The sequence below is a fragment of the Tessaracoccus flavescens genome, from assembly GCF_001998865.1.
In the GTDB taxonomy this organism is placed as follows: Bacteria; Actinomycetota; Actinomycetes; order Propionibacteriales; family Propionibacteriaceae; genus Arachnia; species Arachnia flavescens.
In genome coordinates, this window is record NZ_CP019607.1 from 2,606,247 (window position 1) to 2,626,420 (window position 20,174).

A 20,174-nucleotide genomic window follows, 5' to 3' on the forward strand; every position below is an offset into this window, starting at 1 on the left:
TGAGATCAGCCGAGAACCTTCTTGGCCGCCATCTCGATGGCCATCTGGACCGCGGACTTGCAGATCGCCTGCGCGGGCGGGATCCAGCCGAGCGAGGCGCCGTAGGTGGCGGGGATGGCCGCGATGGCCGACCAGTACTTGGCGCAGAACACCGACAGGTCGACGATCGAGATGATCTTCAGGACCAGGATGGCGGCGCCGACGACCAGCAGGCAGGTGCCGGTGATCTTGGCCGCCTTCGACAGGTTCTCCGAGACGTCCTTCGGCGAGTTATTCCCCTCGAAGTTCTGGGTGAACGCCGTCTGCGCTGCGCCCTGGTTGTTGTCCTTGACGTAGTCGGCGGCCTTCTGGGTGCTCTCGACCAGCTTGGTCACGGCGTCGGAGAAGCGTTGCCACTTCTGCGCCCACTGCATGATCTCGGTCTCCTTGCCCTCCGGGAAGGTGAAGCCGATCAGCTGCGTGAACATGGTCAGCGCGCCGGGCAGCGTGATGCTCATCTCAGTAGTCCTTCCCGATGAGGGCGGCGAGCGAGCTCGCGGCCTCCGACGTGTTCTGGTACAGCTCGCCGACCTGGCGGAGCGTCTCGGACTGGTCGACCAGCCCGTCGATGAGGCCGTGCACGATCTCGCGGAACGCCTCGATGAACACCTGGTACAGCTGGTTGGCGATCTTGCCGACGGTGTCGTTGGTGCCGAGCGCGTCGAAGTCGGTGACGGAGTCGATCAGTTTGTCGATCTCGTCCTTGATGAACTGGGTGGCCTCCTCAATGATGCCGCCGGCCTTCTTGTAGGACTCGGGGGAGAAGACGATGTCTGTGGACATCTCAGCCCTCCTTCGCGGCAGTCGACTCCATCATCTGGGTCATCAGATCGAGGTAGTCGCTCAGCGTCTTTGTCGCCTCGTCGGCCACCGCGTCCAGTTCGGTGGAGAGGGAGGTCGGATCGGGGGCCTGGGCCTGCATGGCGACCATCAGCGCGTCCGCGTGGGCCTTGAGGCCTGCGTTCATCGCCTGCATCAGGTCGTCGGCGAGTTCGACGCTCGACTTGCGCATCGAGCGGGGGTCGATCACGATGCCGCTGACCTGACCGCCGGTCACACTCACCCTGACCATCTGATCCTCGGAGGTGCCCTCGGCCTCGACGGTGGGGACCTCCACCGCGGGGAGCGGCTTCTCGAGCTCGGCGCCGAGCCGGCTCAGGATGTCTTCGAGTTCGTTCATGGTGTGGATCCTTACTGGGTCGTGGTCAGGACGGCGTCGAACAGCTCGCCGAAGGAGGAGAAGCGGAAGACGGTGTGCCAGCCGTAGCGTGCGACCGCCTTCCACTGGTGCTCGACGGTGTCGTAGGCGAACAGCACGTCGCCGGTCTCACCGACGAAGCGAAGTGGGGTGTCGATGGATTCGACGCCGTGGATCAGGCGCTCGTTCGAGTCGAAGAGCCCAGGCAGGAAACCGTCGGCGTCGTCCTGGTCGCGGGTGCCGTAGACGACGATCCCGTCGAAGTCGAAACCGTTGCTGATCTGGAGCAGATCGGCGTAGTCGGAGGGAAGCGGGATCGTGAACTGGCGCGCGAACGCCGACCCGATCTGCTCGATCTCGGTGTCAGAGGCGCCACCGCGCTGCGGGAAGCCCTGAGCCTCCGCGTAGTCGACCCAGTCACTCATGGTGCGCATCTCAACCCGCCAGAACCGCGGCGCCGCCGAGCACGATGGTCACCTGCTGACCGCCGATCGGGAGCGAGATCAGGGAGACGTTGCCGAACTGCATCGAGAAGATGGTGTCGTTGACGGCGTTGCAGTTGCACTGCGACTGCTGGTTGAGCGGGGCGAGCTGGTAGTGCGACGGGGCCGCCTCGCTGGCAGGCACCTTCTCCATCTGATAGCCGCTCGGCACCCTTCCGTTGCCCGCCTGCGCCAGCTGGTTGTCGTTCATGCCGCCTGCGCGCAGCGCCTCGGCGTCGGCCGCCCGCAGCGCCGCGTTGCGGGCCTCACGCTCGCCGGTGTTCCACATCGCCGCGAGGCGTCGCTCGACGTCGGACGGATCGTAGGTCGCCTTCTCGCAGGTGCAGGCCTGGGTGGTCACGCCGCGGTGCTTGCCGTAGGTGCCGCCTTGGAGCGCTGTGGCCTGCTGGGGCATTTCGCTTGCCCGGGCGCCGCTCGAGCCGGCGTGGGTGCCATAGGTGCCGCCCTGGAGCGCGGTGGCGTGCTGCGGCATTTCGCTTGCCCGGGGGCCGCTCGAGCCGGCGTGGGTGCCGTAGGTGCCGCCCTGGAGCGCGGTTGCCTGCTGCGGCATTTCGCTCGCGCGGGGGCCGGTGTAGCCGGTGTGTGCGCCCAGGTTCTCGTGAGCACGGTCCCGGTCGGATCGGCCGGCGACCTCGGAGGGCACGGCCGAGAGGGCGGGGGTGGGCTGAGAGCCCGACCCCTTGTCCATGGTCTTCTTGATCCACTTGACGAGGAACTTCGCGACCATCTTCGCGAAGATTCCCGTAGTGCCCATCTGGCTTGAGGTACTCACGTAACGGATCCTAAGGACGGTAGGGGTCCAACCGAGCCAGGTCGCCGAGCAATTGGGTACGTGTACCTAGTCGGGTGCTGAGTCCGCGCCGCAGAGCCCGGCCCTCCGCCCGTGCCAGGCGCCCGCAATGGCGCCGCCGGCGCGCTCACTAGACTGCGCGCCATGGCCATCTCCAAGATCCTGCTCTTCTACCGGTTCACACCCCTTGCGGACCCGGAGGCGGTGCGCTGCTGGCAGCAGGAGCTGTGCCTGCGGCTCGGGCTGCGAGGCAGGATCATCGTCTCCCCGCACGGCATCAACGCCACCGTAGGCGGAGACATCGACGCCTGCAAGGCCTACCTCAAGGCCACGAAGGGCTACCCGCCGCTCCGGGAGCTCGACGTCAAGTGGTCCGACGGGACGGGCCTGGACGCCCAGGGGGCGAGCCTGGACTTCCCGCGGCTCAGCGTGAAGCGCCGCAGCGAACTGGTCGCCTTCGGCGTGGCCGACACGCTGCACGTCGACGCGGAGGGCGTGGTGGGCGGTGGCACCCGGCTCACCCCGGAGCAGGTCGACGAACTGGCCGACAGTCGCGACGACGTAGTCTTCTTCGACGGCCGCAACCGCGTCGAGGCGGCCGTCGGACGCTTCGCCGACGCGGTGGTGCCTGAGGTGGACAACACCCACGACTTCGTGAACGAGCTCGACTCGGGGCGCTACGACCATCTCAAGTCGCGCCCGGTCGTGACCTACTGCACCGGTGGCGTGCGCTGCGAGGTGCTGAGCGCCCTGATGGTGGAGCGCGGGTTCGAGGAGGTCTACCAGCTCGACGGCGGCATCGCACGTTACCTCGAGCGCTTCGGGTCGGGGTCCCGCTGGCGTGGCGGCCTCACCGTGTTCGACGGGCGAGAAGTCCTCCTGCCAGAGGGCGCCGAAAACATCGGGGCCTGCCACGCGTGCGGCACCGCGACGTCGCGCCTGCAGAACTGCCACGACCTCGCCTGCCGGGTCCGGCTCGTCACCTGCCCCGCGTGCGGGGTGGAAGGGGTCGGCTGTCTGCAACACCGTCCCGTCCGACAGCCCAGCGACTCCGCGGCCCAATACCCTTGTCTCCCATGAGTGTGCTCTTCGACGACTACCCCCGCGGGCAGGCCGCCTACGACGAGATGGTCGGCCCCGACGGGGTGCGGCCGGCGCTGCGTTCGGTCGCGGCGGAGTTGGACCGGCTCGGCCTCGAAGAGGTGCGTTCGCGCGCCGAGTACCTGAGCTCGGTCTACATCGACCAGGGCGTCACCTTCGACATCGGGGGAGAGGAGCGGCCCTTCCCGCTCGACATCGTGCCGCGGGTGATGCAGGCCGACGAGTTCGCCCACGTCGAGGCGGGCAGCAGGCAGCGGGTCCGCGCCATGGAGGCCTTCCTCGACGACATCTACACCGAGGGAAGGTGTTTCACCGACGGCGTCATCCCGCGCCATGTGGTCGCCTCGTCTCCCCACTTCCACCGACCGGTCGCAGGCCTGATCACCGCCAACGGTGTGCGCGTCCACGTCGCGGGCATCGACCTGATCCGCGGCGACGACGGCGTCTACCGCGTGCTCGAGGACAATGTGCGCAGCCCGTCAGGGGTGTCCTACGTCATGACGAACAGGCGGGCGATGAACTCGGCGCTCCCCGAGGTCGCGGGCAAGCACCGGATCCGGCCGGTCGAGGACTATCCGTCCGAGCTGCTCAAGGCCCTGCGCGCGGCCGCCCCGTCGGGCATCACCGAACCAACGGTCGTCGTGCTCACCCCTGGCGTCTACAACTCGGCCTACTTCGAGCACGCGCTGCTCGCCAGGATGATGGGCGTCGAACTGGTCGAGGGCCGCGACCTCGTCGCGCACGGTGGACGCGTGTCGCTGCGCACCACCCGAGGACTCCGGCCCGTGCACGTCATCTACCGCCGCATCGACGACGAGTTCCTCGACCCCGCCGTCTTCCGAGCCGACTCGCTGCTCGGCTGCGCCGGCCTGCTGAACGCCGCCCGCGCGGGCAACGTCACGATCGCCAACGCCGTCGGCAACGGTGTGGCAGACGACAAGCTCGTCTACACCTATGTGCCCGACCTGATCCGCTTCTACCTCGGCGAGGAACCGATCCTCGCCAGTGTCGACACCTGGCGGCTCGAGGAGCCTGAGGCGCGCGAGGAGGTGCTCGACCGGCTCGATGAGCTCGTGGTCAAGCCCGTCGACGGTTCCGGGGGCAAGGGGATCGTGATCGGCCCCCGTGCCTCAGCCGACGAGTTGGAGCGTCTGCGCAGGCAGATCCTGAAGGACGCGCGCGGCTGGATCGCACAGCCGGTGGTACAGCTCTCCACCGTGCCGACGATGATCGACGGCCAGCTGAGGCCACGCCACGTGGATCTGCGGCCCTTCGTCGTCAACGGCGGCTCCGAGGGGATCTACGTGCTGCCCGGTGGTCTCACCCGTGTCGCCCTCCCCGAGGGCGAACTGATCGTTAACTCGTCGCAGGGCGGCGGCTCGAAGGACACGTGGGTGCTCACCGGTGCCCGCGCCCGGCAGTCGCAGAAGCAGGCGAGGCAGGCGCAGCGGATGGCCTCGCCGGTGCCGCTCAGCGACCAGGTCGTCGACCGCGTGATCCGCCACCAGCACGAACAGCAGCAGCAGTCGGGGGAGTCGTCATGCTGAGCAGGATCGCCGACGCCCTCTTCTGGATCGGCCGCTACCTCGAGCGGGCCGAGGACACCTGCCGGATCGTCGAAGTGCACCTGCACCAGAGCCTCGACGACCCCACCCTCGACGAGGTGCAGGCCGCAAACGACCTGTTCCTGCTGATGGGACAGCCGGCCGACGAGAAGCCCGACGTGTTGGCGAAACTCTGCTACGACGAGGCCTCGCCGGTGAGCTTCCTCGCCGCGCTCGGCAGCGCCCGCGAGTCGGCCCGCAGGGCCCGCGAGACCGTCTCCACAGAGGTGTGGGAGTCGATCAACACCACCTGGCTCGCGGTGCGCGGCGGACGCCTGCAGCGCATGCGGCCCGCCTCGATGTTCAAGTTCGTCCGCGAGCGGTGCGCGGTCATCTCGGGCCTCGCCGATTCGACGATGAGCCACGACGAGGGGTGGCTGTTCCTGACGCTCGGCCGCAGCATCGAACGCATCGACATGACCTCGCGCCTCCTGTCGACGCCGTCGGTCACGTCGAATTCGCAGCGCGCGTGGGACCACGTGCTCAGCGGCTGCGGCGCCCACCACGCGTTCGTGCAGCGCTACGGGGCGCTCGCCTCCGACCGCGATGCGGCCGAGTTCCTGATGCTCGACCGGCTGTTTCCCAGGAGCCTGATCTACACCCTCAACACCGCGGTCGAGTCGCTCGCGCAGCTCGGCCCGAGCGGGCTGCGGATCAGGCCCGACGACCCAGCCATGCGCCTGCTCGGCGCGGCGCGGGCGAGCCTCGAGTACCTGCCCCCCGACGAGATCCTGCGCGATCTGCCCGATGAGATGGCGAGGTTGCAGGTCGTCTGCACCCAGGCGACGCAGGCCATCTCCGAACGCTACTTCGAGGGCTCCGCCGCCGCGGAGTGGGTTGGGGGTGCCTGGTGAGCCAGTACCGCATCGTGCACACGACGGGCTACCGCTATGACGGCGGGGCGACCGACTCGTTCAACGAAGCGAGGATGACGCCGCTCACCTCGCGCAGGCAACTGGTGCTCTCCAGCAGGCTGGACATCACCCCGGTGGCCTGGACCAACAGCTACCGCGACTACTGGGGCACCTCCACCACAGCCTTCGAGATCCACGAGCGCCACTCGGAGCTGAAGGTGGTGGCGACGTCCACCGTCGACATCCACGAGGTCTCCCGCGCGGAGGAGCCGCTCGGCTGGGCCGGCCTCGACGACCCAGACCTGCGGGACCGCTACGGCGAGCTGCTGAACCTGACCGGCTACGTCCGGCCGCACCGCGACGTGGCCCGGATCGCCCAGTCGGTGCGCGCACAGTCTGCGACCCCCGGCGACGCCGTGGTCGAGCTGACCCGGCGGCTGCGCGACACCGTCGGCTACGTGCCGGGCGTCACGCAGGTGCACACCCAGGCTGCCGAGGTCTGGGAGAAGGGGGCGGGGGTCTGCCAGGACATCGCCCACCTGACCCTCGGCGGCCTGCGCTCCATGGGCATCCCTGCGCGCTACGTCTCCGGCTACGTCGTCCAGCGCCCCGATCCGGCGGTCGGCGAGGTGCTGGTCGGCGAGTCGCACGCCTGGCTGCAGTACTTCGACGGCGAATGGCTCGGCTTCGATCCGACCAACGGCTCGGTCCCGAGCGGCAGCCACGTCGAGGTCGGCTTCGGCCGCGACTACTCCGACGTGCCCCCGCTGCGCGGCATCTACACCGGCTCCGGCAGTTCGGAGATGTACGTGTCGGTCGAAATGACCCGCCTCACCTGAGCCTGCGTTAGCGGCCGCCTGCACGCAGCCGGTCACGCGGGTTCGTCAGCGGAGCCTCCAGCAGGCATCGACAGACGCCGGCGGCAGCGCCACGAAACGCCCGATCGCGACCCGGGCCAGGCAACGGTCCTGCTGCTCCCGGCGCGGCGACGTCCACATCGCGAGCCAGCGAGGCACGAGCCGGTCGGGGTGCGGGGGAACCGCCCGGATCGGCGATGGGCCCTTGCTACGCTCAGCACCATGGCGAGCGAGCTGGCGGCACTGCTGCAGGAGATCATGGACATCGAGTCGGTCTCCGGGAACGAGCGCGAGTTGGCCGACCTCGTCGAGGCGCGGCTCAGCGGGCTGGACCATCTCGAAGTGTTCCGCGACGGGGACTGCGTCGTCGCCCGCACGGGCCTCGGCCTCGGCGAGCGCGTCGTCATCGCAGGCCACCTGGACACCGTCGCGCTGCTCGACAACCTCCCCTCCCGCTACGAAGAGCGGCCCGAGGGTGACGTGGTGTGGGGACGCGGCGCCTGCGACATGAAGGGTGGCGTCGCCGTCATGCTGCGCCTGGCCGAGGAGATCACGGAGCCGTCGCGCGACCTCACCTGGATCTTCTACGACCATGAGGAGGTCGACGCGGCCCGCAACGGCCTCGGGCGGCTCTCCCGCAACCGACCTGACCTGATCGAGGCCGATTTCGCGATCCTGATGGAACCAACCAGCGCCCAGATCGAGGGCGGCTGTCAGGGCACGATCCGGGTCGAACTTGTCACCACCGGCACCGCGGCGCACAGCGCTCGGGCCTGGATGGGCGTCAACGCGATCCACGCGCTCGCTCCCGCGCTCGACACCCTCGCCGCCTACGTCTCGGAGGAGATCGAGGTCGAGGGCCTCGTCTACCGCGAAGGGCTCAACGCCGTCGGGGTGAGCGGGGGCGTGGCCACCAACATGATCCCGCCGTCGGCGGTGCTGAGCATCAACTACCGCTACGCGCCGGACAAGAGCGCCGATGAGGCGCTGGCGCGGATCGAGGCCTGGTTCCCCGGCTACGAGCTCCACGTCACCGACAGTTCCCCGGCCGCGCGGCCGGGCCTTGACAGGCAACTCGCGCGGGAGTTCGTCACGGCTGTAGGGGCTGAGGCCCATCCCAAGTACGGTTGGACCGACGTCGCCCGGTTCAGCGAACTCGGAGTGCCTGCCGTGAACTACGGTCCGGGCGACCCGTCATACGCGCACAGGGCGGACGAGTTCTGCCCTGTCGCGGACCTCGACACGTGTGCGGCGGCCCTCCGCCGTTTCCTCAGCTGAGAAGGAAGTACCGATGACCCAGCCGAAGCGCAGACAAGGCGCCGTCCTGCTTGGCGGCAAGGAGCACGCCCAGCCGATGGCCGACCAGGCCCTCCTCGAGGGAAGGGAAGAGCACGAGTGGTCGCAGCGCGACCCCTGGCGTGTGCTGCGGATCCAGTCGGAGTTCGTCGAAGGCTTCGATGCCCTGAACAAGCTCGAGCCGGCCGTCTCCATCTTCGGGTCGGCGCGCACCCGGCCCGAGGACCCGATGTACAAGGCAACCGAGGAACTGGCCCGCAAGCTCGTCGAGAAGGGCTTCGCGGTGATCACCGGCGGTGGCCCCGGCATCATGGAGGCAGGAAACAAGGGTGCCTATGAGGCGGGCGGCTGCTCGGTGGGCCTCGGGATCGAGCTTCCGCACGAGCAGGGGATGAACGACTACATCTCGATCGGAGTGAACTTCCGCTACTTCTTCGTCCGCAAGACCATGTTCCTCAAGTACAGCCAGGGCTTCGTCACGATGCCGGGCGGCTTCGGCACCATGGACGAGCTGTTCGAGGCGCTCACCCTGATCCAGACCGGGAAGGTCACCCACTTCCCGATGGTGCTGTTCGGCACGGCCTACTGGACGGGGCTGATGGACTGGATCCGCGGCACCGTCGCCGAGGGCGGATTCATCTCGCCCGAGGACCTGGACCTGGTCACCGTCACCGACGATGTCGACGAGGCGGTCGCGGCCATGGGCGCGCCCGGACAGTTCGGGACGGTCTGAACGTGTCCTGGATCGTCTTCGCCTTCGGGTTCGTCGTCATCGCGCTTGCGGTCGCCGTCGCGCTCGGCCGGTTCGGTGAGATGCAGGCGAAACCGGTGCTCGACGCGGCCCGTGGTCGGATCCCCGATGGCCCGGTCGACGCACAGTTCCTGAGCGCTCTGATGCTGCCGACGCGCGGCAGCGGGTACTCTACGCCCCAGGTCGATGACTACCTCGAGGCGGTCGTGGCCGGCACGGCCGGACCGGTCGACCAGGCGCGCTTCGATGTGCGCAGCGGCGGCTACGACATGGCCGTCGTCGACGAGATCCTCGAGCGGGTGAAGCTGCAGCAGGCCGCTGTCTCCGCACCGGCCGACCCGGCGGTGCCCGACTGGCTCTTCGGTGACGGGCAGCAGCCGGCCTCGCCCGCGAGGGCCGCCGAACCGGGCGCTGCGCCGCAGACACTGCTCGGCGACGAACTCTTCAGGGCCGACGCGAACACTCGTGCAGACGCGCCGGAAAGATCCGCGCAATCGTCAGCTGCGGACGTGCCGAGGCGATCTGACGGGTAGGCTACGCGGCCGGATTTGGGCCCTCAGCCGCCCTCTGTTGGCCAGATAAGGAATAATGGAGGCCAACCACAGTTCGGCAACAAGAGGATGAGGGTGGCAAATGGCAGCGATGAAGCCCCGCACGGGCGACGGGCCGATGGAGGTCACGAAGGAAGGCCGCGCCATCGTGATGCGTGTTCCGGTCGACGGGGGAGGACGCCTCGTCGTCGAGATGAACGCCACGGAGGCGACCGATCTCCTCAACGCACTTAAGGAAGTTGTCGGCTGAGCCGAGACCCTTGACACGCCGACGGGGCGGTCCCTTGCTGGGACCGCCCCGTCGCGTTGTGTCTGGATCAGGCGCCCTGCGCTGCGATGGCGGCGTTGTAGACGTCCACCGTCTGCTGGGCGATCTTCGCCCAGGAGAACTCGTCGATGCAACGCTGCCTGCCCGCCTCGCCGAAGCGGCGGGCCAGTTCGGGGTCGCGGGTGAGCCGGTTGACCTTCTCCGCGAAGTCGGCCTCGAACGCGGTGACGAACTCCGGATCGCCCGCCTTCGCCGGGTCGTAGGCGACAAGCAGGCCAGTCTCTCCGTCGACGACGACCTCCGGGATGCCGCCGACCGCGCTGGCCACGACCGCCGTCTCGCAGGCCATCGCCTCGAGGTTCACGATGCCGAGCGGCTCGTAGATGGAGGGGCAGGCGAAAACGGTCGCGTGGGTCAGCACCTGGCGCACCGAGGCACGCGGCAGCATCTCCTGGACCCAGATCACCGGGGCGGAGCGCTGCTGCTGCAGGTCGGCGAAGGCCTCCTCGAACTCTGCGGCGATCTCCGGGGTGTCGGGGGCGCCTGCGAGCAGGACGAGCTGGGTGTCCGGGTCGAACTGCTTTGCTGCGCGGACGAGGTGGACGAGGCCCTTCTGGCGGGTGATCCGGCCGACGAAGGCGACGATCGGGCGGTCGAGGTCGACGCCCAGTTCGGTGAGCACCGCGGTGTCCCGGTCGGGCTTGAACTCCTCGGTGTCGATGCCGTTGCGCACGACGTGCACCTTCGCCGGGTCGAGGTCCGGGTAGCTCTCGAGGACGTCGCGACGCATGCCCTCGCTCACCGAGATGACGGCATCGGCGGCCTCGTAGGCCGTCTTCTCAGCCCAGGACGAGACGCGGTAGCCGCCGCCGAGCTGCTCGGCCTTCCAGGGGCGGTGCGGCTCGAGCGAGTGTGAGGTGACGACGTGGGCAACGTCGAGCATCAGGGCGCTCAGCATCCCGCCCATGTTGGCGTACCAGGTGTGCGAGTGGACGATGTCGACGTCGTCACTGACCGCCGCCGCCATCGACAGGTCCGCGCCGAGCACGCGCAGGGCCGCGTTCGCGCCGGGCGGGTACTCCTCGGAGTGCGCCGTCGCACCCTCGCGAGGCTCGCCCATGCAGTGGACCTCGACGTCGATCAGACGCCTCAACTGGGGGACGAGTTGGGCCACATGCACGCCCGCGCCGCCGTAGATCGAAGGGGGATATTCGCGGGTCAGAAGGGCAAGCTTCATGGTCATGTCGGCATCGTTTCACACCCGGAGTGGACATAGGTCTGAGATTTCGTGGATTTGCTTGTTAGCGACCCTCGTTAGGCAATAGGTTCATGGCATGGTCGCACGCCCAGAGATCCTGTCCATCGTCCTCGCAGGCGGCGAGGGCAAGCGGTTGATGCCACTGACGGCAGACCGGGCGAAGCCCGCAGTGCCCTTCGGGGGCACCTACCGCCTGATCGACTTCGTGCTGTCCAACCTCGCGAACTCGAATCTTCGCCAGATCGCCGTGCTGACGCAGTACAAGTCCCATTCGCTCGACCGTCACATCTCCAAGACGTGGCGTTTCTCGACGATGCTCGGCAACTACGTGGCGCCCGTGCCCGCCCAGCAGCGGCTCGGGCCACGCTGGTACCAGGGCAGTGCGGACGCGATCTACCAGAGCCTCAATCTGATCCTCGACGCCAAGCCCGACTACATCGTCGTGTTCGGGGCGGACAACATCTACCGGATGAACATCGCGCAGATGCTCGATGCGCACATCGACTCGGGCCTCGGCGCGACAGTCGCGGGCATCCGGGTTCCCCGCAGGGACGCGCCAGCCTTCGGCATCATCGACGCGGGGGCCGACCACAAGATCAAGAGCTTCCTGGAGAAGCCGGCCGATCCGCCCGGCCTTCCCGACTCGCCCGACGAGTCGTTCGCCTCGATGGGCAACTACATCTTCAGCAGCGACATGCTGATCGAGTCCCTCCGCGCCGACGCTAGCGACCCGACGGCGCGCCACGACATGGGCGGCGACATCATCCCGTGGTTCACCGACCAGGGCCAGGCCCAGGTCTACGACTTCAAGGACAACCGCGTCCCCGGCGCCACCGAGAAGGACATCAACTACTGGCGCGACGTCGGCACCATCGACGCCTTCCACGAGGCGCACATGGACCTGGTAAGCGTCGAGCCCGAGTTCAACCTGTACAACCGCGAGTGGCCGATCTTCACCGACCAGGTCCAGGCCCCCGGCGCCAAGTTCGTGATCCGTGGCCGCGCCGAGGACTCGATCGTCACCCCCGGCTGCATCATCTCCGGCGGCGAGGTCGACCGGACGGTGCTCAGCCCGAACGTGCGCGTCGAGAAGTGGGCCCAGGTCTCCGACTCCGTCCTGATGGACAACGTCGAGATCGGGCGCGACGCAGTCGTGCGCGGCGCGATCCTCGACAAGAACGTCGTTGTCCCCGACGGCGTGCAGATCGGCGTCGACCACGGGCACGACCGTGCACGAGGGTTCACCGTCTCCGACGGCGGCATCGTCGTGGTCGGCAAGGGCGTCACCGTCCCGCGCGACTGAACCACCCCCTTCCATGGAGACGGGTCGGCCACGGGTCGTGTGTCTCTGCGGCTCGATGCGTCTGCGTGAGCTCTTCGAGTCGGAGCGCAGGCGACTGACGGCCGAGTCGGTGATCGTGCTCGCCCCCGAGCCGGTCGACGTCGAGCCGACCGCGTCCATGCGGGAGGCGCTCGGCGCGCTCCATCTGCGGCGCATCGACCTCGCAGACGAGGTCCGCGTGCTGAGCCGCGGCGGGGTGCTCGGGGAGGCGACCCGACGCGAGATCGCCTATGCCCGCGAGCGCAACAAGCCAGTCACCTTTCTGGAGCCGACCCTTGACATGTGACTAAATGGTCACATATCGTCGAGGCATGGATGACGACCAGGTGTTCAAGGCGATGGCGGACCCCGTCCGTCGGCTGCTCCTTGACGCCCTCTTCGAGCGGGACGGCCGCTCGCTCTCGGAGTTGGAGGACGTCGTCACGCAGCACGTCGAGATGACCCGGTTCGGGGTGGCGAAGCATCTGCGCCTCCTCGAGGAGGCGAATCTCGTCTCGACCACGAAGGTGGGGCGCTCGAAGCTCCACTTCCTGAACCCCGTGCCGATCCAGCAGATCCATGACAGGTGGATCGGCAAGTACACGGGCAGGGCGGAGATCTCCGCCGGCCTGATCAGTTTGAAGCAGCAACTCGAAAAGGAGAACCCGATATGAGCGAGAACACCCTGCAGGTCTACACCATCTACATCCGCGCCCCGAGGCAGAAGGTCTGGGAGGCCATCACGACCTCGGAGTATTCGACCAGATGGGGCTACGGGGGAGGCGTCGAGGTCGACCTCGTCCCTGGCGGCCTCTACCGGAACCTGACCACCGACGAGATGAAGCAGATGGGGATGGGCGACGTCGCCGTCGAGGGTCGCGTCGTCGCGGCTGAGTCGCCTGCCCGCCTGGAACTCGAATGGGCGCCGACCTGGCATCCGGAGTCGAAGCCGACCCGGCTCGTGTGGGAGCTGACCGAGTACCCCGGCCTGACGAAGGTGGTGCTCACCCACGACCTCAGCGCCGCCCCCGAGTACGCGCTCGAGGTGCTCGGCGGCTCGCATCCCGGTCAGGGCGGCGGCGGGTGGCCGTGGGTGCTTTCTGACCTCAAGACCCTCCTGGAGTCGGGCGAGCCGATGGCCGCCTGACCGCTGGGGTCGGGAAGGAGATTGCTCAAGGTGAGCAGCCAGCCCCGGCCGGAATCTCCGGCCGGGGCGAGGCGCCGCTCAGTCCTTGACGGCGACGAGCAGGCCGTTGCCGACCGGGAGCATCGCCTGCGTGTAGGACTCGCTCGAGGTCACGGCCTCGAGCGCCTCGCGGATGATGATGGCCTCGTCGGACTCGTCCTCGGGGTCGGCGACGTGGTTGTTCCACAGCACGTCGTTGACGATCAGGAGGCCGCCGTGGCGCAGCAGGCGCAGAGCGCTGGCGACGTACTCGACGTACTCAAGCTTGTCGCCGTTGATGAAGACGATGTCGTAGGCGCCGTCGCGCAGCTTCGGCATGATCTCGATGGGCGAGCCGGCGATCAGCCGGAACCGCGACGACTGGAAGCCGCCACGGTTGAACAGCGTCCGCGCCGGGATCTGGTTGTCCGCCTCGACGTCGATCGAGGTCAGGATGCCGTCCTTCGCCATGCCCTCGAGGAAGGTCAGGCCGGAGGCGCCCATCAGGGTGCCGACCTCGACGACAGCCTTCGCGTCGACGGCCCTCGTCAGCATCTTCAGCGTGGCCGCAACGCCTGTGGAGATGGGGGTGATGGTGTGCACGGTGGCCTCATCGCGGGCCTCGGCGACGTCGGGCGAGGGGGCGATGTAGTCCTCGGCGAAGGACCAGCTGGCGGAGTTGGGGGAATGGACTGGGTTGCTCACGGTGGCCAGCCTACTAAGCGCCGTGCCCTCTTGACCTAAGATGTCGGCATGAGCCACCTCGCCACCCTCCGTCGCGCGTCAACGCGGCCGGTGGCGACCATCACACAGTTCGAGGTGACGCCCCCAGCCACGGCCCAGGGCGGCGTCATCGTGGAGGAGTCATGAACGACGACGACATGTCACCCGTCTTCGGCCGGGTGCTTTCGGCGATGGTAACGCCGTTTACGCCCGATGGATCCGAGGTCGACTACGCGCAGGTAGCGCGACTGGCCTCCTATCTTGTCGACGACCTCGGGCACGACGGCCTCGTCATCAACGGAACCACGGGCGAGTCTCCCACCACGACCGACGACGAGAAGCGCGCCATCCTTGACGCCGTCGTCACAGCTGTGGGCGACAGGGCGAGCATCGTGGCAGGCGTCGGAACGTTCTCCACGAAGCACACCATCGAGCTCGCCCGCCAGGCCGCATCGGTCGGTGTGGACGGACTCCTGGTCGTCACGCCCTACTACTCGCGACCCCCGGTCGACGCCCTCGAGGCCCACTTCCGCTCCGTCGCCGATGCGACCGAACTCCCGGTGATGCTCTACGACATCCCGCACCGCGCAGGGCTGCCGATCCCCGAGGACCTGATCATCCGCCTCGCGGAGCATCCCAACATCCGCGCGGTCAAGGACGCCAAGGGCGACGTCGCCTCCTCCTCGGCTGTCCTCGCCAACACCGAACTGGCCTACTACGCCGGCGACGACGCCATGCTGCTGCCGTTGCTCTCGGTCGGAGGCGCGGGCGTGGTCGGCACCTCCACCCACTTCACGGCATCCGCGGCGCGCGAGATCATCGAGCACCACCTCGCGGGTCGCGTCGATGAGGCCATCCTGGCCAACCGCCATGCGCTGCCCGCCTTCAGGGGTGTCTTCGCCACGCAGGGCTGCATGATGGTCAAGGCCACCCTCGCCGCCCGCGGCTTCGGCGTCGGTCCGTGCCGAGCCCCCATGGGCGTGGTGGACGAGGACGTCGTGCACGACTACGCACAGCTTCTGGACAACCTCGGCTTCACCGAGTAGAACCGCAGGAACGATTCGCGGTTTCCGTTCGTTGAAGCTGTGTAGGACTCACAGCTTGTTCACAGACTGACCTGTCAGGCTGGAAAACATGGAGAGGCGTTCAATGTTCAGAGGCAACAAGGCAGCTAAGGCTGACCCTGCCGCTTGGACCGCGCCCACCTGGCAGGAACTCGTTCGTGACCACTCCGCGCAGGTCTACCGACTGGCCTACCGCCTGACGGGAAACCCGCACGATGCCGAGGATCTGACGCAGGACGTCTTCGTGAAGGTGTTCAAGTCGATCCACACCTTCCAGCCCGGAACCCTCGAGGGCTGGTTGCACCGCATCACCATCAATCTCTTCCTCGACCAGGCGCGTCGTCGCCAGCGGATCCGGATGGACGCGCTCAGCGCCGCCCCGGAAGCCGTCTGGGGCTCGTCGAGCGGGCCGGAGGAGCTGCACGCCGATCTCGAGCTCGACGGTGACGTCGCGGCCGCCCTGGACGCGCTCAAGCCTGAGCAGCGGGTCGCTGTCGTCCTGTGCGACATCGAGGGGCTCAGCTACGAGGAGATCGCCGCGGTGCTCGATGTGAAGCTCGGTACCGTGCGCAGCCGCATCGCCCGCGGCCGCGCCGCCCTGCGCGATGCACTCGCGCACAGGGCACCCACCGATGGTCGGACGCGTTACGCCGGGGTCAACTAGATGGCAGCCTGCTGCGCACGTATCCGCGACGACCTGTCGGCCTACGCCGACGACACCCTCGCGCCCAAGCGCTGGGAGCAGGTGAGCTACCACCTCGCAGGTTGTGCGGCCTGCCGTGCCGACCTTGCCGCCATCACCTCGGTGTGCAGCGAACTGAGCCGCTGCCGTGAGACCTCCACCGCCCCCGACGCCCTGGCGGCGAGGCTTGAGTCCATCGCGGGGGAGTCGGCAGGCATGCCGCTCTACATGGCGAGCGGGAGCGGAGAGCTTCCCTCGGCCCGCCGGACAAGGACCCGCCGCGTCGCCCAGGGCGGCGTGGCGCTGCTCGCCGTCGTGATGTCGGCCGTCGTGCTCGCCGTGCTGATCGCCCCCGACCCGGCACGACTCACCGACCCGGTCAAGACGGCCCGTGAACAGTTCTCCATGTCGACCTCGGCGGTCAGCGTCAACGAGGCGGTGGGTGCAGTCCTGCTCGCCTCCGAGCGTGGCGCCGACTTCGGCCAGTCCGTCAGCTACCAGCAGCGCGGCACCGACAGTCGCCTCGCCAGGATCTCCGCCGACCGAGCGTCGCGCCTGCTCCGCGGGGCCACCGAGTCCGACGCCTCCCTGACCGGGACCCAGAAGGTGTGGGTCTCTGACGGAAAGGGCCTCTACCGCACCGCCGACGTGCGCACCACGAAGGTGGCGGGGGAGGGCGCCCAGCTCGAGGTGCTCGACGCCCGCGGCGACCGCTTCATGTCGAGCTTCCTGCCCGCCTTCGGGGCCCGCCCCGTCGAGGCACCGGAGGAGTGGACCTTCTCGGAGAGCATGCTTCCCGAACAGGTGGGCGACCGCAGCGCCGTCCGGCTGCTCGCCACCGTCGACGGTGCCCCGGCTGCCGCCTGGTGGCTCGACACGCAGACCGGCGTCCTGCTCTGGACCGAGCGCTATGACGGCGCCGGCGACGTGCAGCTGGCTATGGGGTACAAGGACCTCCACTACGGCGACGCGACGCTCAGCGACGACATCACCCAGCACATCTCCCTCGAACCGGCCTCGGCGAGCCAGACCGAAGGCTGGTGCATCGGGCTGCCCGAATGCCCGCAGGAGGTGGCAGGCCTGCCGCTCGTTGCGTACTCGTCCTCCGACCGGCAGGGCCACCGCTCCATGATGCTCGTCTATTCCGACGGCTTCGAGTCGGCGGTGGTCGGCTGGACCGAGGGGGCGCTCGAGGGGGGCTCCGGCGAGCTCGTCGACCAGCGCGCAGGAGCGCCGACCGTCGCCCTCTGGCAGGCCGACGAGGCTGTGGTCTGGGTGACGTCGAACGGCTCCGAGCAGATGATCCGCGAGATCGGCGAGCAGTTGCCTCAGCACGCCGAGCACCACGCCTCGCTGCTGGATCGGGTCAGGGCCGGCCTCGGCCGCCTGGTCCCGGTCGGCTGATCGCCGCGGCTCCGGGTACGGTAGCCCTGTGTTCGGCATCGATGCGGTAGATCTGCTCATCATTCTCGTGCTGGCCGTCGTCATGTTCGGCCCCGAGAAGCTGCCGCAGTATTCCCGCAAGGCGGCCCGCGTCTTCGTCTACCTGCGCGACATCGCCAACAACGCCAAGAACACCATCGGCACCGAGCTCGGCCCCGAGTACGCCAACATGGAGTTGAAGGATCTCAACCCGAAGACGTTCATCGCCAAGCAGTTGCAGAACGAGGTCGCTCTCATCGACGAGGCGAAGCGCGAGCTGCAGGAGGCGCAGGACATGCTCAAGACGAGCAAGAGCGAGGCTGAAGGCGCCGTGAAGAAGTCTTCCGCGACCTCGGCGATCGCCGAACCGGCCGAGACCGCCCTCGAGCTGGTCGGGCCAAGGATCTCGCCCTTCGATCCCGAGGCGACATAGCCAGCTCAGAGGTCGTCGAGCGTGAGCGCCTCGTAGCAGTGGTAGGCGGGCTCCTCGTAGGGATGGGCCCGCAGCATCGCGGAGACGGCGTCGTGCGCCCACTCACGCGGACACACGCACTCGATTCGGACCTCGTCAACGACGCTCGGTGCGCCCACCCCGCCCAGGAACGGGTCCGCCCCTGCTCCGGGAGTGAACCGGCCCTCGCCGCGGGAACTGAAGCTGCAGGCGGTGTAGGCACCTATGGCGCCCGCACCCGCACCCGCCAGCGCCGCGCGGACCGCGTCGGCGTGGCTGGCAGGCACGAAGCAGACGATGACCAGCACGGCCGTCAGGACGTCGCCAGGGGGATGCGCTGGCCGAGCAGGCCGCGCTTCTTCTCGGCGACCTTCGCCGCGAGGTCGGTGATCGCCTGAGCGGCGGGGTGGTCGGGGAGTGCATCCACGATCGGGGTGCCCCGGTCGCCGCCGGCGAGCAGGTTCTCGTCGAACGGGATCTGGGCGAGCACCGGGACCTCGTAGACGAGCCGTTCGGTGAGCGCCTCCGCCACCGTCTCGCCGCCGCCCGAGCCGAACAGCTCGATCCGCTCGGTCTCGCCGCAGTGGCTGCATGGACGCTCGAGCCAGCTCATGTTCTCGACCACGCCGAGCACGCGCTGCTCGAGGATGTGCGCCATCGTTCCCGCTCGCTCGGCGACCTCGGAGGCCGCGGTCTGCGGGGTGGTCACCACGATCACCTCGGAGTTGGGGATCTTCTGGCCCAGCGACATTGCCACGTCTCCGGTGCCGGGAGGCAGGTCGAGCAGCAGGTAGTCGAGGTCGCCCCAGTACACGTCGGCGAGGAGCTGGGTGAGGGCGCGGTCCATGATGGGGCCGCGCCACGCCACGACCTGGTCGCGCGAGGGCTTGAGCATGCCGACGGAGATCACCTTGAGGCCGCGGGCCGCGGGAACAGGCATGATCATGTCGTCGACGACGGTCGGTCGGGTGTCGCCGAGGCCGAGCAGATCCGGCACCGAGTGGCCGTAGATGTCTGCGTCGAGGATGCCGACGGAGCGACCCTGTGCCGCGAGCGCCAGCGCGAGGTTCACCGTCACGGAGGACTTGCCGACGCCGCCCTTTCCAGAGGCGATGGCGATCACGCGGGTGAGGTTGCCCGGCTGCGCGAAGGGGATCACGCGCTCCGCCTGACCGCCGCGCAGCATGGTGCGCATGGCGTCGCGCTGCTCGTCGTTCATCACGCCGAGTTCCACGTCGACGCTCGTGACACCCTCGACCTTCGAGACGGCGTCGGTGACGCGCGTGGTGATCTCCGAGCGCATGGGGCAACCGGAAACGGTCAGCAGCACGCGGACGAAGACGGAACCGGCGTCGTCGGCGCGGACCTCGTCGACCATGCCGAGGTCGGTGATGGGGCGGCGGATCTCCGGATCCTCCACCTCGTGGAGTGCCGCCCGGACGTGCGGAAGAAGGGGGTTTTCGCTCACTCTCCCAGCGTTCCGCGCTGAAGCGCCAGAAGCAAATCAGGAACGGGCCGGACGACTCATGCCGTCAGCCAGCAGCAGAATCGTCGCGCGGGCCTGTGCAGGATCGAAGGGGCCGAACACGCCCGAGACGGCCAGCGTCGCGTAGCCGTGCGCGATCGACCACGCGGCCCTTGCGCGCTGGGAGAACTGCGCCCGCTGGCCCTCCTCCGCAGCGTCCTCGCTCGCGGTCTGCGCGAGCACCGCCCGCATCTTGGCGAGCGCGACGAGAAGGTTCGGGTCCTTGGTGTTGACGAGGGCGGGCTTGAACATCACCTCGAAGTGGCCGGACTTCTCGAGCATCCACTCGATGTAGGCCATGCCTGCCTCGATCGGGTCGGGGCAGATCGGGCGCAGGTGCGCGGCGAGCTGTTCGTAGCCCTCGGTGGCGAGCGCCGTGAGCAGGCCGCGCTTGTCGGAGAAGTGGTGTCTGATGGCCGCGTGGGTAACGCCGAGAGAGCGCGCCAGGGCCCTCAGACTCAGAGCCTCGACGCCTACCTTGGCTGCCTCGGCCGCGGTCGCGTCTAGCATCGCGCGTCGCAGGTCACCGTGGTGGTACGTCATGGCCTTCAGCATACCTGTCCGACCATGGGATATGTCACCTATCCTGCCAGTGGAAAGTGACCAGTGGCAAGGGAAAAGTGCTGACAAGGAGGGGGTAATCCCAGCGCGACAAGCCTGTTTGGTGTCCACACCGTCGCGGGTGTTTGTCCGGATGTGGGGATCCTTGTCGAATTCGCGAGAAATCTTCCGAAATCAGGCGGCGAAAAGG

General features: G+C 68.3%; 26 protein-coding genes. 16 read left to right on the top strand and 10 right to left on the bottom strand.

Annotation, left to right across the window (positions count from 1 at the left end; translation table 11 throughout):
* Positions 1 to 5 precede the first annotated feature (5 nt).
* From BW733_RS12570 to BW733_RS12590, 5 genes are read right to left on the bottom strand one after another with little or no spacing between them, the layout of a single operon-like run.
* Positions 6 to 497 carry a WXG100-like domain-containing protein gene (locus BW733_RS12570; RefSeq protein ID WP_077350950.1) on the bottom strand — a complete coding sequence of 164 codons (492 nt, stop codon included), beginning with the start codon at positions 495 to 497 and terminating at the stop codon, positions 6 to 8.
* Position 498: 1 nt separating this feature from the next.
* The gene (locus BW733_RS12575; RefSeq protein WP_077350952.1) at positions 499 to 822 is read right to left on the bottom strand and encodes a hypothetical protein; all 324 of its coding nucleotides are present in this window, start codon (positions 820 to 822) and stop codon (positions 499 to 501) included.
* Position 823: 1 nt separating this feature from the next.
* Positions 824 to 1,219, bottom strand: a complete 396-nt coding sequence (locus BW733_RS12580) for a YbaB/EbfC family nucleoid-associated protein (protein WP_077350954.1) — start codon at positions 1,217 to 1,219, stop codon at positions 824 to 826.
* An 11-nt stretch (positions 1,220 to 1,230) separates the two neighbouring features.
* On the bottom strand, positions 1,231 to 1,662 hold the full coding sequence (locus tag BW733_RS12585; RefSeq protein WP_152024704.1) for a YrhA family protein: 432 nt from the start codon (positions 1,660 to 1,662) through the stop codon (positions 1,231 to 1,233).
* 10 nt (positions 1,663 to 1,672) lie between these two features.
* Positions 1,673 to 2,512 (bottom strand): hypothetical protein, encoded by an 840-nt coding sequence (locus BW733_RS12590; protein WP_152024705.1) that lies wholly within the window; start codon positions 2,510 to 2,512, stop codon positions 1,673 to 1,675.
* A 162-nt stretch (positions 2,513 to 2,674) separates the two neighbouring features.
* On the opposite strand from BW733_RS12590, the gene trhO reads away from it, so the two are divergent.
* The 8 genes from trhO to BW733_RS12630 all read left to right on the top strand — a co-directional run bounded on the left by trhO (position 2,675) and on the right by BW733_RS12630 (position 9,794).
* Complete coding sequence (gene trhO / locus BW733_RS12595; RefSeq protein WP_077350960.1) at positions 2,675 to 3,610, top strand: oxygen-dependent tRNA uridine(34) hydroxylase TrhO; 936 nt, start codon at positions 2,675 to 2,677, stop codon at positions 3,608 to 3,610.
* Positions 3,607 to 5,178 carry a circularly permuted type 2 ATP-grasp protein gene (locus tag BW733_RS12600; protein ID WP_077350962.1) on the top strand — a complete coding sequence of 524 codons (1,572 nt, stop codon included), beginning with the start codon at positions 3,607 to 3,609 and terminating at the stop codon, positions 5,176 to 5,178. Before trhO ends, BW733_RS12600 begins: the two co-directional genes overlap by 4 nt.
* Complete coding sequence (locus BW733_RS12605) at positions 5,172 to 6,089, top strand: alpha-E domain-containing protein (RefSeq protein ID WP_077350964.1); 918 nt, start codon at positions 5,172 to 5,174, stop codon at positions 6,087 to 6,089. Before BW733_RS12600 ends, BW733_RS12605 begins: the two co-directional genes overlap by 7 nt.
* Positions 6,086 to 6,928, top strand: coding sequence for a transglutaminase family protein (locus BW733_RS12610; protein ID WP_077350966.1), 843 nt, complete (start codon positions 6,086 to 6,088; stop codon positions 6,926 to 6,928). The genes BW733_RS12605 and BW733_RS12610 overlap by 4 nt, the downstream gene beginning before the upstream one ends.
* A gap of 240 nt (positions 6,929 to 7,168) precedes the next feature.
* Positions 7,169 to 8,224: a succinyl-diaminopimelate desuccinylase gene (gene dapE / locus BW733_RS12615; protein ID WP_077350968.1), complete on the top strand. Its 1,056-nt coding sequence runs from the start codon at positions 7,169 to 7,171 to the stop codon at positions 8,222 to 8,224.
* Positions 8,225 to 8,237: 13 nt separating this feature from the next.
* A complete protein-coding gene (locus BW733_RS12620; RefSeq protein WP_077350970.1) occupies positions 8,238 to 8,975 on the top strand; it encodes an LOG family protein in 738 nt (245 codons plus the stop codon).
* A 2-nt stretch (positions 8,976 to 8,977) separates the two neighbouring features.
* Complete coding sequence (locus BW733_RS12625; RefSeq protein ID WP_077350972.1) at positions 8,978 to 9,526, top strand: hypothetical protein; 549 nt, start codon at positions 8,978 to 8,980, stop codon at positions 9,524 to 9,526.
* A 100-nt stretch (positions 9,527 to 9,626) separates the two neighbouring features.
* The gene (locus BW733_RS12630) at positions 9,627 to 9,794 is read left to right on the top strand and encodes a DUF3117 domain-containing protein (RefSeq protein ID WP_077350974.1); all 168 of its coding nucleotides are present in this window, start codon (positions 9,627 to 9,629) and stop codon (positions 9,792 to 9,794) included.
* 67 nt (positions 9,795 to 9,861) lie between these two features.
* Here BW733_RS12630 and glgA read toward each other — a convergent pair whose 3' ends face one another.
* On the bottom strand, positions 9,862 to 11,049 hold the full coding sequence (glgA, locus tag BW733_RS12635; RefSeq protein ID WP_077352975.1) for a glycogen synthase: 1,188 nt from the start codon (positions 11,047 to 11,049) through the stop codon (positions 9,862 to 9,864).
* A 97-nt stretch (positions 11,050 to 11,146) separates the two neighbouring features.
* Between glgA and glgC the strand changes: the two genes are divergently transcribed.
* Genes glgC through BW733_RS12655 form a run of 4 tightly spaced genes read left to right on the top strand, consistent with a single transcriptional unit; the run spans position 11,147 to position 13,538 of the window.
* A complete protein-coding gene (glgC, locus tag BW733_RS12640; protein ID WP_077350976.1) occupies positions 11,147 to 12,373 on the top strand; it encodes a glucose-1-phosphate adenylyltransferase in 1,227 nt (408 codons plus the stop codon).
* A gap of 55 nt (positions 12,374 to 12,428) precedes the next feature.
* A complete protein-coding gene (locus BW733_RS12645; protein WP_237268187.1) occupies positions 12,429 to 12,698 on the top strand; it encodes a hypothetical protein in 270 nt (89 codons plus the stop codon).
* Positions 12,699 to 12,723: 25 nt separating this feature from the next.
* Positions 12,724 to 13,065, top strand: coding sequence for an ArsR/SmtB family transcription factor (locus BW733_RS12650; protein ID WP_237268188.1), 342 nt, complete (start codon positions 12,724 to 12,726; stop codon positions 13,063 to 13,065).
* Complete coding sequence (locus BW733_RS12655; protein ID WP_077350982.1) at positions 13,062 to 13,538, top strand: SRPBCC domain-containing protein; 477 nt, start codon at positions 13,062 to 13,064, stop codon at positions 13,536 to 13,538. The genes BW733_RS12650 and BW733_RS12655 overlap by 4 nt, the downstream gene beginning before the upstream one ends.
* 78 nt (positions 13,539 to 13,616) lie before the next feature.
* Here the strand turns inward: BW733_RS12655 and BW733_RS12660 are convergent, their stop codons facing one another.
* Positions 13,617 to 14,261 (bottom strand): O-methyltransferase, encoded by a 645-nt coding sequence (locus BW733_RS12660; RefSeq protein ID WP_237268189.1) that lies wholly within the window; start codon positions 14,259 to 14,261, stop codon positions 13,617 to 13,619.
* Between the two features lie 161 nt (positions 14,262 to 14,422).
* Here BW733_RS12660 and dapA point away from each other — a divergent pair, with 161 nt between their 5' ends.
* From dapA to BW733_RS12680, 4 genes are all read left to right on the top strand, one after another.
* On the top strand, positions 14,423 to 15,325 hold the full coding sequence (gene dapA / locus BW733_RS12665; RefSeq protein ID WP_418361321.1) for a 4-hydroxy-tetrahydrodipicolinate synthase: 903 nt from the start codon (positions 14,423 to 14,425) through the stop codon (positions 15,323 to 15,325).
* 103 nt (positions 15,326 to 15,428) lie between these two features.
* Positions 15,429 to 16,007: an RNA polymerase sigma factor SigE gene (gene sigE / locus BW733_RS12670; protein ID WP_077350984.1), complete on the top strand. Its 579-nt coding sequence runs from the start codon at positions 15,429 to 15,431 to the stop codon at positions 16,005 to 16,007.
* Entirely contained in the window at positions 16,008 to 17,429 is a 1,422-nt protein-coding gene (locus BW733_RS12675) for a zf-HC2 domain-containing protein (RefSeq protein ID WP_077350986.1), read from the top strand. It abuts the gene before it with no gap.
* A 28-nt stretch (positions 17,430 to 17,457) separates the two neighbouring features.
* Positions 17,458 to 17,880 (top strand): sec-independent translocase, encoded by a 423-nt coding sequence (locus tag BW733_RS12680; RefSeq protein WP_077350988.1) that lies wholly within the window; start codon positions 17,458 to 17,460, stop codon positions 17,878 to 17,880.
* 5 nt (positions 17,881 to 17,885) lie between these two features.
* Here BW733_RS12680 and BW733_RS12685 read toward each other — a convergent pair whose 3' ends face one another.
* Genes BW733_RS12685 through BW733_RS12695 form a run of 3 tightly spaced genes read right to left on the bottom strand, consistent with a single transcriptional unit; the run spans position 17,886 to position 19,966 of the window.
* Positions 17,886 to 18,185, bottom strand: coding sequence for a hypothetical protein (locus BW733_RS12685; RefSeq protein WP_237268190.1), 300 nt, complete (start codon positions 18,183 to 18,185; stop codon positions 17,886 to 17,888).
* Positions 18,186 to 18,211: 26 nt separating this feature from the next.
* The gene (locus BW733_RS12690; RefSeq protein WP_237268191.1) at positions 18,212 to 19,366 is read right to left on the bottom strand and encodes an Mrp/NBP35 family ATP-binding protein; all 1,155 of its coding nucleotides are present in this window, start codon (positions 19,364 to 19,366) and stop codon (positions 18,212 to 18,214) included.
* Positions 19,367 to 19,402: 36 nt separating this feature from the next.
* Positions 19,403 to 19,966, bottom strand: a complete 564-nt coding sequence (locus tag BW733_RS12695; protein ID WP_077352983.1) for a TetR/AcrR family transcriptional regulator — start codon at positions 19,964 to 19,966, stop codon at positions 19,403 to 19,405.
* Positions 19,967 to 20,174 lie beyond the last annotated feature (208 nt).